The sequence below is a fragment of the uncultured Thermosynechococcus sp. genome (assembly GCF_938074695.1).
Lineage (GTDB): Bacteria > Cyanobacteriota > Cyanobacteriia > Thermosynechococcales > Thermosynechococcaceae > Thermosynechococcus.
The window spans coordinates 1-11549 of record NZ_CALJEM010000077.1; the positions used below are offsets into that span (position 1 = coordinate 1).

Genomic DNA, 11549 nt, shown 5'->3' on the forward strand with positions numbered 1-11549 from the left:
CAATCTCCAGAAAATGCACGGGTGGGTAGTCCTTCACCGGCTCTGGGATGAAGACTTCCTCGCCCAAATCCGAAAACAGGGGCAGTTCGCGCAAAGAAGCCTGCTGCACCATCTCGTGAAAGGCAAAATCGCGCCGTTTGAGCAGGCTGCCGTTGACGAGCGACCACTCGGCAAAGATAATCGGTTGCGGATCTTCGCCGACGGTCTGGAGCGTAAGCGCGTCGCCATGCACAATGTTGCAGCTCAGGATATAACGCACCGCTGCGCGGCAGGCAGGTTTGACCCTGTTGCCAAAGAGGGCGGTGTAGGCTTCATCAAACACCGCGTAAAGCCGCCGGCGGCATTCCTCGGCATTGTCTGCCAGAATGTCAATACCATACAGTGAAGACACAGCCAGCACGGCATAGCGCTCATAGTCCAGTTGGCTTTTGGCGTAGCGTTTTTCTACGACCTTGAGCTTGCGCCGCAAAACTTCGGTGAGAAAATTCCCCGTGCCGCAGGCGGGTTCCAGAAACCGCGAATCAATCCGCTCGGTTTCCTGTTGAACTAAATCGAGCATTGCCGTCACGATGTGGGGGGGAGTCAGCACCTCCCCATAGTCGGCAACGCGCTGTTTGGATTTGATGTGGGGGTCTAGGGGCATTGTTGGGTGTCTCTTGTGGGCTTGAGGGAGAGTTTTGCAAAACTCATTATCCCCTTGCCGACGGGTCTTGTCTCGTTTGTTCGCCGTTGTCCGCCGTGGGCGGTAAGTGCTGGCTTATTCTTCTGTGTCCTATTGTCGTTACTGCACTGACTGTGTTCATGCTACAAAAGCAATTGTCGGACTCTTGGTGAACAAAAGTCTCCGGGGAGAGAGGGGCAAGAGGGAGCAGCTAGGTTGGCGTGGTATCATAAAAGCCTCAAGCTGAACCACAAAATTGTCAAATTTATTCATTGGTTAAGGCCAGTCCATGAGCTTTGCTGCTGCGTCTTCTCGGATCATTCCCACGGAGCTGCGGGAGGAGATTTCGCGCTCATACCTTGAATATGCCATGAGCGTGATTGTCGGGCGCGCCCTTCCCGATGCCCGCGATGGTCTCAAACCGGTGCATCGGCGGATTCTTTATGCCATGCACGAGTTGGGGCTGACCAGCGATCGCCCCTTCCGCAAATGCGCCCGCGTGGTGGGCGAAGTCCTAGGAAAATACCACCCCCACGGCGATGCGGCGGTCTATGATGCCCTCGTGCGCATGGCACAGGACTTTTCTATGCGGCACCCCCTCATTGAGGGTCATGGCAATTTTGGCTCCATTGACAATGATCCGCCGGCGGCAATGCGTTACACCGAGTGCCGACTGCAAGCGTTGGCCACAGAGGCGCTGTTGCAGGATATTGATCAGGAAACGGTGGATTTTGTGGATAATTTTGACGGCTCACAGCAAGAGCCGCTGGTTTTGCCGGCACGGATTCCCCAGTTGCTCCTCAATGGCACCTCCGGCATTGCCGTGGGCATGGCCACGAATATCCCGCCCCACAACTTGGGGGAACTGGTGGACGGGTTGGTGGCCTTAATCCATAATCCCCAGATCAGCGATCGCGAGCTAATGCGCTACATTCCCGGACCCGATTTCCCCACAGGCGGACATATTTTGGCGCAGGGGGGCATTGAAGAGGCCTACACCACGGGACGGGGTTCGATGACGCTGCGGGCGGTGGCTACGATTGAAACCCTGGAAGCGGCCGGTCGCCAGCCCCGCGAGGCCATTGTGATTACGGAGTTGCCCTACCAAACCAACAAGGCGGCGTTGATGGAAAAAATTGCCGAGTTGGTCAACGAGAAAAAAATTGAGGGGATTGCCGACCTGCGGGATGAAAGCGATCGCGAGGGGATTCGGGTGGTCATTGAACTGAAGCGGGATGCCTACCCGCGGGTGGTGCTCAACAACCTCTACAAGCACACCCCCCTCCAGGTAAATTTTGGGGCCAACATGCTGGCGATCGTCAACGGCGAGCCGCAACTGCTGACCCTCAAGCGCAGTTTAGAAGTCTTCCTCAGTTTTCGCGAAGAAGCGATCGCCCGCCGTACCCGCTATGCCCTGCGCAAAGCTGAAGAACGGGATCACCTGCTGCAAGGGTTACTGGTGGCGTTAGCCAATCTCGATGCCGTGATTCAACTCATTCGCAGCGCCGGTGACACGACCCTCGCCCGCCAGCAATTGATGCAGACCTATGGCCTCAGTGAAGCCCAAGCCGATGCCATTTTGCAGATGCAACTGCGGCGCCTCACCGCCCTAGAGGCGGAAAAAATTGAGCGCGAGCACGCCGAGCTACAGCGGCAAATTGCCGATTATCGCGACATTCTAGCCAATCGGCAGCGGATCCTGGAGATGATTGAAAAGGAAGTCACAGAACTCAAGGCCAAGTTTGCCACCCCTCGGCGATCGCGCATTGTGCAGGCGGAAGGGGAAATCAGCGACACCGATCTAATTGCCAATAACAAATCCGTTATTCTCGTCACGCAGCAGGGCTACATCAAGCGGATGCCCGTAGATACCTTTGAAGCCCAAAGTCGCGATGGGCGGGGGCGTAAAGGGGCAGAGATTAAAGAAGATGATGCCGTTGAGCACTTCTTTAGCTGTAGGGATCACGATTGCATCCTCTTTTTTAGCGATCGCGGGTTAGTCTATGCCTTGCCCGCCTACCAAATCCCCAGTGGCTCGCGCCAAGCACGGGGCACCCCCATTGTTCAACTCCTGCCCATTCCCCCCGAGGAAAAAATTACCTCCGTCATTGCCGTTCAAGAATTTAGTGAAGATGAGTATCTGGTGATGCTCACCCGCAAGGGCTTCATCAAGAAAACCGCCCTGTCGGCCTTCAGTCATATCCGCGCCAACGGCTTGATTGCCATTTCCCTTGAAGAGGGAGATCAACTGCGCTGGGTGCGGCGTACCCGTGAAGAGGACACCATTATCCTTGGCTCGCGGCAGGGCATGGCGATTCATTTTCGCGCCAGTCACGATCAACTGCGCCCCCTTGGACGGGCAACCCGCGGCGTTAAGGCCATGAGTCTGCGGCCGGGAGATGAACTAGTGGGCATGGATATTCTGCCGGGGGCGATCGCCAACCGTTTTGCCTCTCTCTCCGAAGAGGATGACACTGAGGAAACAGTCACCCAAAGTGAAGGCCCTTGGGTACTGGTGATCACCACCAATGGTTACGGCAAGCGGGTGCCCGTGCAACAGTTTCGGCTGCAAAACCGCGCCGGCATGGGCATTACCGCTACCAAATTCAAAGCCAAAGGCAATTCGGATCAACTGGCCACCCTGCGGATTGTCAATGCTGAGGACGAACTCATGATTGTAACCAGTCGCGGTATTGTTATTCGTCAAAAAGTCATGGATATTTCCTCCCGGTCGCGATCGGCCACGGGCGTCCGTCTGCAACGCCTCGACGAAGAGGATGTGATTGTCACGGCAGCCGTCTTGCCCCCCGGTAGCATGGAGGCAGAGGAGGATTGAGCACCACGGTCTTTCTCACGGGAGCCAGTGGCTTTGTCGGTACCCATGTGGCTCAAGTGCTGGCAGAAAGGGGGTATCGCGTCCGTGCCCTTGTGCGGCAACCGCAGCGGGCAGCCCATCTCAGGGCATGGGATGTGGAATTGGTGCAAGGGGATCTGCGCACCGGTGACCTCGTTTCCCTGATGCAGGGGTGTCAAGTGCTATTTCACGTGGCGGCTCATTATAGTCTCTGGCGGCGCGATCGCCCCCTCCTCTATGCCGTCAATGTGGAGGGAACGCGGCGAATCTTGGCTGCGGCCCGTGAGGCGGGCATTGAGCGCACCGTTTACACCAGTTCCGTAGCCGCCATTGGCGTAGACCCTAGGGGTCAACCCACAACGGAAGCCTACCAAAGCCCCCCTGAAAAGCTGATTAGCGAGTACAAACGCTCCAAGTACTGGGCAGAGCAGGTGGCGCAGGAGGCAGTCCGCCAAGGGCAAGATATTGTGATTGTGAATCCCAGTACCCCCATCGGCGCTTGGGATGCCAAACCCACCCCCACCGGAGAAATCATTCTGCGCTTTTTGCGACGTCAGATGCCCGTTTATGTGAATACGGGGCTGAATCTCATCCATGTGCGGGATGTGGCAATGGGTCATCTCTTGGCCTTGGAAAAAGGCAGAACCGGTGAACGCTATATCCTCGGCCACCAAAACCTCACCCTTGCGGACATTCTGGAGCGCCTAGCCACCATTACGGGGTTGCCCCGTCCCTTGGGCGAGATTCCCATTGTCATTCCCTTAGTGATAGCGTGGTTCGATGAGGTGGTTCTGGGGGCTTTGGGTAAGCGCCCCGCCATTCCCCTCGATGGGGTGCGCATGGCACAGCAAAAAATGTTTTACGATGCCCGCAAGGCCGTCACCGAATTGGGGCTGCCCCAGACGCCGATTGAGGAAGCCCTCCGCGACGCCGTGACTTGGTACCGCGAACGGGGCTACTGCTCTTAGGCTTTGCGGTATAGTGAGGATTGGAGATTATGAAGTTTAGTTAAGAGCTATGGTGGTTGCGCCCTTTGCCGCTCAGTTGCCCTTCCTGGAAGAGACGCTTCACAGTGGCTATCAAGCCCTGCAATGGGGCAAGAATCTGTTTGCGATCGCCCACAAAACCTTGAGTGCACGTCTGTTAAACACCCTCTTTCCCACCGAAGAGCGGACGCAACCCCTTAGCCCTGAGTTGCAGGCATGGATCAAGGAGCGCTACGCAGCCCTGCTCCAGCAGGATTGGCAGGATGCGGCGGCTGGCCTCTATCCCCCCGCACTGCTTTTTGATGCCCCTTGGGAAGAGTTTTTGCGCTTTTATCCCCTGCTGTGCCTCGATTTACCGCAGATGTGGCAGCGGGCGCGATCGCGCCGCTTTCAGGACTTTCCCAAGAACGTGCGCCTTGAGGACTATCCGCAGTACTATCGCCAAAACTTCCACTACCAAACCGACGGCTACCTCAGTGAAACCTCCGCCAACCTCTACGATGTCCAAGTGGAACTCCTCTTTGGCGGTACGGCAGATGCAATGCGGCGGCGCGTGATTTCCCCCATTGCCCAGCATTTTGCCGCCCATCCTCCCACGCCCCCCGTGCGCATTCTGGATGTTGCCTGTGGTACGGGTCGCACCCTGAAGCAACTGCGCTATGGCTTCCCAGAGGCGGCGCTCTTTGGCATTGATCTGTCGCCCACCTATTTGCGCAAAGCCAATTCTCTACTAGCCACCCAGACCGGAGATCTGCCGCAACTGATTCAAGGGAATGCCGAGAGCCTTCCCTACGTGGACAATTACTTTAGTGCCATCACCTGCGTCTTTCTCTTCCATGAACTGCCCGCCCCAGTGCGCCAAAACGTGATTAATGAATGCGCCCGTGTTCTCCAACCGGGCGGCATCTTTGTGATCTGTGACTCGATTCAAGCCCTAGATTCCCCAGCACAGCGGCCGATGATGGAAAACTTTGCCAATCTTTTCCATGAGCCTTTTTACCGCAACTACATCGAAGATGATCTGAACCTCCGCTTAGACAAGGCGGGTCTGGTGGTTCAGGAGATTCAGCACCACTTTATGAGTAAGTATTGGGTGGCCGTTAAACCTTCTTAGCCCAAAAGCGCCAGTCGGCTACGCTTTGTAATAGTACCTACCCCCTGCAATGGGGGGCTGCTAGGCTGAAGGCAGTATATCAAAACATCCTTTCCCTGTGGCAGTTTGGAGGGTTAACTGATGGATGGACTGGCATGGCAGGCGGAGTTTGTCTCTGGCTGGGCGGAAATCGATCAGGAGCATCGGGCACTGTTGGAAATGCTACGGCAGTTACGCTTGGCAATCCTTGAAGGGGCAACATTTTCCCAAGTCAAGCCACAGTTACTTGCCTGTGCCACGGAAACGGAGCGCCACTTTCAGCATGAAGAAACCCTCATGGCTGCTGCCAACCATCCCCTCTATCTATCGCATCGCGCCGCCCACCAAAATCTGCTGCGGGATTTGAGTTTAATACTTGAGGATGGGCAAAGGCATCCCGAAAACCTGACGCCAGAGACTATTGAGACGATGGGTGCCTTGGTGGTGCGCCATATTCGCGAAGAGGATCTGCCGATGCTCTCCCTCCTCGCCCATCCCAAGGAGCTAGCGCAGCAACAGGCGGCTGAATTGACCGCTGAGAATGTGTTCTAAATCTCAGGGCTAACTGCCGGTTTTGCGATGCTGGATTGCCGTTAGGCCACTGGTTTGCAGCAACTCCCCACTCTCAACTACGGCATAGATGAGCCGGTGGTTGCCACAGTTCATGCGGGACTCCACCGTGCACTCCAAATAGGCAAGGGCATCGAGCAAAATCGGGGCACCGCACTCAGCGCTTTTGAGGCCAAGGGTGGCTAACTGTTGCTCCCCAAGGCGTTGTGCCTGCTGGAATTGGCGAACAAGGGGACTGCCTTCCTTGAGGATATTTAAGACAAAGCGATCGCCCACCAAGCAGAGGCTTTCTGCCCATTCCTGTGGCAAGGACACGGTAATTCCCGGCGGATTAAACGAGGCTTGGGACACCGACGACACCAAAATAGCTGCTGCTTGCGTCAGGTGAAAACACCCTTCGGGCAGGGTTGTCAGGACACACAGCGAACCCACGACTCGGTTCACCGCTTGCTCAGTGCGATCCACCTGTGCTTCCACAAGACTGGGGGGGCGGACGGTGCGGCTCTTGCGCAATTTTTTCAGGGCTTGGGCAAACTCGTGGGCGGCAATTTGGCATTTTTCGAGATCGCTTGCCGTGGGGGTAAACTTCACCCGCAGTGTTTCAAAGCCAAGGGTATAACCCGCATCGAGGAGTTTTTGTTCAATCTCATCAATGGCCTCGCCGCTCCAGCCATAGGAGCCAAAAACTCCCGCCAGTTTGGTTTTGCTGCCCTCGGCCAAGATGAACCCCAAAGCGGTCTGCACTTGGGTTGGCATGTGCCCTCCTAGGGTGGGGGAGCCAATGATAAAACCGTCGCTACTGTGGATCAGGGCCTGCATTTCCGCTGGGGGCGTCGTTTCACAGTTCACGGTTTCCACTTGAACGCCGGCTGCTATCAGCCCTTGGGCGATCGCGTTGGCCAGAATTGCCGTATTGCCATAGGCAGAGGCATAGAAAAGCGCCACCTTGGTCTCCTGTTCCGTTTGGGCTTGGCACCAGTCGCGATAATCCTGAAAAAGGCGGCTACGGCTAAACTTGACCATCGGGCCGTGGGCGGGGGCATAGAGGCGCGGGGGCGGGGTCAGTTCTGCCAAGCGCTCCAAAATACTCTCCACTTGACGGGTTTGGGCGGCATGGAGGCATTCAAAATAATAGGCGCGATCCTCATCGAGTTTTTTCCACTGCTCATCGTAGAGGCTATCGCCACAGACATGGGCGCCAAAGAGCTTATCTGTAAACACAATTTGATTCTGGGGATCCACGGTGATGAGGCCATCGGGCCAGCGGGGGGTAGCAGCGGCAATAAATTCCAGACGGCGATCGCCCCCCAACTCCAAGGGTGTTTCCCCGCGGGGAATCCAGAGATTCAACTGCTCGCCAAGGGTAGAGCGCAAGGTCACTGCCCCGGCTTTGGAGCACACCAGCGTCACTTGGGGGGCTTTTTCGAGCAGGACTTTGACGGTGGCCAGACGATTGGAGTTGACATGACTGAGGATCAGGTACCGCAGTTGACTCAGATCAATGTGTTGCTGGAGTGCTTGCAGATAAATCTGCGTAAAGGATTCCCCCGGCGGATCCAGCAGGGCGGGTTGGGGGGCTTGGATGAGGTAGGAATTGGAGGTGGTTCCCTGTTGACGGCCATACTCCACTTCAAACTTCAGCCGTTCCCACGTGCGCGATCGCAAGACCAAAACCCCCGGTGCAATTTCGGCCACTTGAACATCACGGGGGCGGGTTTCCGTGGGCATGGGACACCTCCTGAATAGTTCTCTAGGACTGCGGCATTGCTGTCGAAATGCTTGAAAGAGTACTGCCACTATAACGTAATTTTTATAGTCTAGGGAATAGTGGCTATAAGCTTTTACTTTGGCCGTTATTGTTTGTTCGCTGATTATTTCAGCAGTATAATTATTGTCACATGAGAACTCTAGAACGATTTCCTCAATCCGGCCTTTTTCACAAACAAAAAAGGGAATACGGCAAAGGCTAGGGAGCGGAAAAGCAAGGTACTCTCTAATCCTATCAAATGCAAAAATTCGGCGTTATTATTTTTTCTATTTGCTTTATAAGCAGAATCAATCAGTCATTCGAGGAGTTGAGAAACTGAGGGAAGTAGCTATCCTGAGCCTGCAAGTAGAGACTCTTTTCTAGGGATTGCATACGTTCAAAGCCGTGAAGAACTGCATCCTCTAGCTGTGCCCCAATTTGAGGAGAAAGTTTTCATCAAGTTTTTATCCTAAGCGATCGCAGGTCTGTAATTGCGCCAGTAGCAAAACAATTCGATCTAGTCCTGAGCGCAATTGCGGCGGAGTCATCCCTGCTTGGTTGAGGACAATGCTAAAAACCAACGGGCGATCTTGGACTGGTTCTACATACCCCGCCAAGGCTGCCACTCCCCGCAAGGTGCCGGTTTTAGCCCAGACGCGATCTTGAGCCGGGGTATTGCGCAACCGCCGACGCAGCGTCCCCGATCGCCCGGCAAGGGGGAGCGATCGCCACCATAGCGAGGCATGAGCTGTTCGTGCCATCTGCTGCAACAGGGTGACTAAGTCGTTGGGCGTCAGCCAGTTTTGCCGCGAGAGTCCCGAACCATCCACCAAGACGGCTCCTTGGATGCCAATTTGTGCCAAGTAGCGTTGGCGATAGCCGGGTTGGGCGGCTTCTAGGGCAGCAAGGAGCATTTCTGCATAGAAATTGTCACTCTCTCGGAGGATGGGCAACATCAACTCCCTTAAGGGGCGTGAGGTATGGCGTACCAATACCTCGGGTAACGGCTCTGCCGTCTCCACCGGGCGAATCTGCTGCACTTGAATCCCCGCCTGGGCAAAGGCACGCTGCACCTGTTGCCGGAGATAGGGAATCGGCTCCCGCAGGGGAATGCGTATTTCAGCGGGTTCACTGCCCACATGGAGTTGACCGCGCACGATAATCTCTTGGCTGCGCACTTCACTTTCGAGAAATTCCACTTCAGAGGTGGCTACCGTACGGGTTTCATTCACTACTCGCCATGGAAGACCGCTCTCCTGTTGCCGTAGCGCCAAGGGTTGACCCAACTGCTGGGGCACCACCTCTAGGTTGAGGGCGTTTTGATTGACACTAAAGCGCGTGACGACGGCAGCAAATCCCATCGTCAGGTCTTCGATCGCCCAGGTGGGTTCCAGCATGACAGGTGTTAGGCCGCCAATTTCTAGAACTTGAATTCGGCGGATTCCCTGTTGGGCAAGGTGGTTGGCCATGCGTTGCAGATCTTGGCTGCGGAAACTGGGGTCAAAACCGCCCTGAAGGCGGAGGGTTGTTCGGTCGGGCGATCGCCCACTGAGGGTGGTCACAAATGTATGATTTGCTCCCCAATAGGTAAGGGCGGCTGCCACAGTGGTGAGCTTCACCGTCGAGGCCACCAGAAAGAGCTTTTCCCCCTGATGGTTGTAGAGTACCTCCCCAGTGGTTAAATCCCGGATGACAATCCCCCACTGCCCCCGTTGCCATTGGGGATCGTGTATCTCCTGTTCAATAGTTCGTGTCAAATCTTGGCGACAGAGGCCAAAGGCGGCGGGTGAAACTAGAAGGAGCAGCGCACTAGCAGGGAACAGAAGCCATCGAAGTCGCGCCATAGGGCACCAAGTCCTTGACATAGACGCGATCGCAGCGCTGGGTTTCCACCCCCGTGGCCGGTTGATAGCCCGACTTTTCATACAAGTGCACCGCTGCCGTCATAATTGAGGCCGTTTCAATCCAGATTTTGCGGTAGCCTGCCGCTGCAATTGCGGCCTCCAAATGGTGGAGAAGAAATGTCCCCAGCCCTTGACCGCGCACCCTAGGATGGAGATACATCTTGCGAATTTCCACGGCGGCCTCGCCCCGCTGAATGGGGTAGAAGGCGATTGTGCCCACCACCTCCGCAGCCTGCTCCACCACCCAAAACTGCCCGCCGCGGCGATGGTAATAGTCCTCCACATGCACCACATCGGCATCGGCCCCTTCAGGTTGCCAAGCAAGGCCAAACTCATTGAGGACATTGGCAATCAGGTGCATCACCGCTGCGCGATCGCGATCGCGCCAATGGCGCACCCCACAATCCCCATAGTGAAGAAAAAATGCACTCAAGGACGGCTGCCTCCAGCAGGGTATTGTCCCTTTCACCGGGGTAGAACACATTCAAAACCATCAAAAAATTGGCTGCTGAACCTGTCTCCCCTATCTCTCAAAAAAGGACTGTACTGCCACTCTAACGATTCAACGGGAGGCTCGCAAGAGCATCCGGCTACTGTTTTGTCTTTGCTTAACCTTTGCTGTGGCCACCACTCTCCTAACCACCGACCTAGTATAGGAAAAGATGCTAGACGAATGGACAATGCAAGACTTTGCCGTTGTAATTGTCGGCAGTGGCCTAGCAGGCTGTCCTGCTGCTTTGGAAATTTGCCCCCTTGCCCCGCCGCCAACGCTATTGGAATACAGAGCTAATAGGAGCCTTTGAACTGGCTAACTTACTTGTGGTTGGCGAGCTGATTTTAGCCAGTGCCCTGGCTCGCCAAGGGAGCTAACTACTTGCCCGTCACCCACACCCTGTTTCTACCCCAAGAGCGCAAATATTAAATCCATGCAACGGCTACCTGCGACCCCTGCCCTCAAGCGGTTTATCATTGGCATCACCCTTTTTATCCTGCTCACATTAGTGGCGGTGGTGGGCTACACCAGCTTTGGCTGGAACTGGCTCGATGCCCTTTATATGTATGTCATCACCGTCTTTGGCATTGGCTACAGTGAAGTGCGTCCACTGCTGACCCCAGGGCAGCGCTTCTTTAACATGCTGATTATTGTGGCCGGCAATGCGGCAACGGTTTATACGATCGGTGCGGTGGTGCAACTGTTTACGGAAGGTGAAATCAAACGCCTATTGCATCTTCAACGAGCAAGCCGCGACATCAACAAACTGAACCGCCATGTCATTGTCTGTGGCTTTGGCCGCATTGGTCAAGTGATGGCTCAAGAGCTGACCGCCACCAAGACTCCCTTTGTCATTTTGGATGTTGATGAACAGCGCATTGATCTGGCAATGCAGTTGGGCTATCTCGCCTATTGGGGAAGTGCAGCCGAGGAGGAAACACTGCGAGTCGTGGGCATTGATCGGGCGATCGCCCTGGCCACAGTGCTGCCCAATGATACAACTAATGTTTTTATTACGCTGACAGCACGATCCATGAATCCAAATCTTTTAATCGTAGCGCGAGCCAATCTAGCCAGCACAGAATCAAAGCTGCGCATGGCAGGGGCGGATCACATCGTTTTACCGACAAAAATTGGTGCCAGCCAAATGACCAACCTCATTCGGCGACCGCGCATTGATTTCCTCGAACAAACGGGCGATC

The 11549-nt window shown here is 55.3% G+C and carries 10 protein-coding genes; 6 read left to right on the plus strand and 4 right to left on the minus strand.

Features of this window, described 5'->3' with window-relative positions; all coding sequences use genetic code 11:
• Window positions 1–643 (minus strand): DNA methyltransferase (locus tag Q0683_RS10420; protein WP_298977604.1); only part of this gene is annotated, 643 nt, incomplete at its 3' end.
• Between the two features lie 307 nt (window positions 644–950).
• Between Q0683_RS10420 and gyrA the strand changes: the two genes are divergently transcribed.
• The 4 genes from gyrA to Q0683_RS10440 all read left to right on the plus strand — a co-directional run bounded on the left by gyrA (window position 951) and on the right by Q0683_RS10440 (window position 6185).
• Window positions 951–3497 carry a DNA gyrase subunit A gene (gene gyrA / locus Q0683_RS10425; RefSeq protein WP_298977606.1) on the plus strand — a complete coding sequence of 849 codons (2547 nt, stop codon included), beginning with the start codon at window positions 951–953 and terminating at the stop codon, window positions 3495–3497.
• Window positions 3494–4483 (plus strand): hopanoid-associated sugar epimerase, encoded by a 990-nt coding sequence (gene hpnA, locus Q0683_RS10430; RefSeq protein ID WP_298615432.1) that lies wholly within the window; start codon window positions 3494–3496, stop codon window positions 4481–4483. The genes gyrA and hpnA overlap by 4 nt, the downstream gene beginning before the upstream one ends.
• 49 nt (window positions 4484–4532) lie before the next feature.
• Window positions 4533–5615, plus strand: coding sequence for a class I SAM-dependent methyltransferase (locus tag Q0683_RS10435; protein WP_298977609.1), 1083 nt, complete (start codon window positions 4533–4535; stop codon window positions 5613–5615).
• A gap of 120 nt (window positions 5616–5735) precedes the next feature.
• A complete protein-coding gene (locus Q0683_RS10440; RefSeq protein WP_298977612.1) occupies window positions 5736–6185 on the plus strand; it encodes a hemerythrin family protein in 450 nt (149 codons plus the stop codon).
• Window positions 6186–6194: 9 nt separating this feature from the next.
• Here the strand turns inward: Q0683_RS10440 and Q0683_RS10445 are convergent, their stop codons facing one another.
• From Q0683_RS10445 to Q0683_RS10455, 3 genes are all read right to left on the minus strand, one after another.
• Window positions 6195–7931, minus strand: a complete 1737-nt coding sequence (locus Q0683_RS10445) for a diflavin flavoprotein (protein ID WP_298616952.1) — start codon at window positions 7929–7931, stop codon at window positions 6195–6197.
• A gap of 483 nt (window positions 7932–8414) precedes the next feature.
• Window positions 8415–9794: a D-alanyl-D-alanine carboxypeptidase/D-alanyl-D-alanine-endopeptidase gene (dacB, locus tag Q0683_RS10450; RefSeq protein ID WP_298977615.1), complete on the minus strand. Its 1380-nt coding sequence runs from the start codon at window positions 9792–9794 to the stop codon at window positions 8415–8417.
• A complete protein-coding gene (locus Q0683_RS10455) occupies window positions 9760–10287 on the minus strand; it encodes a GNAT family N-acetyltransferase (protein ID WP_298615445.1) in 528 nt (175 codons plus the stop codon). Before Q0683_RS10455 ends, dacB begins: the two co-directional genes overlap by 35 nt.
• Before the next feature lie 320 nt (window positions 10288–10607).
• Between Q0683_RS10455 and Q0683_RS10460 the strand changes: the two genes are divergently transcribed.
• Window positions 10608–10724 carry a hypothetical protein gene (locus tag Q0683_RS10460; protein WP_298615447.1) on the plus strand — a complete coding sequence of 39 codons (117 nt, stop codon included), beginning with the start codon at window positions 10608–10610 and terminating at the stop codon, window positions 10722–10724.
• Between the two features lie 56 nt (window positions 10725–10780).
• Window positions 10781–11549 (plus strand): TrkA family potassium uptake protein (locus tag Q0683_RS10465; protein ID WP_298977620.1); only part of this gene is annotated, 769 nt, incomplete at its 3' end.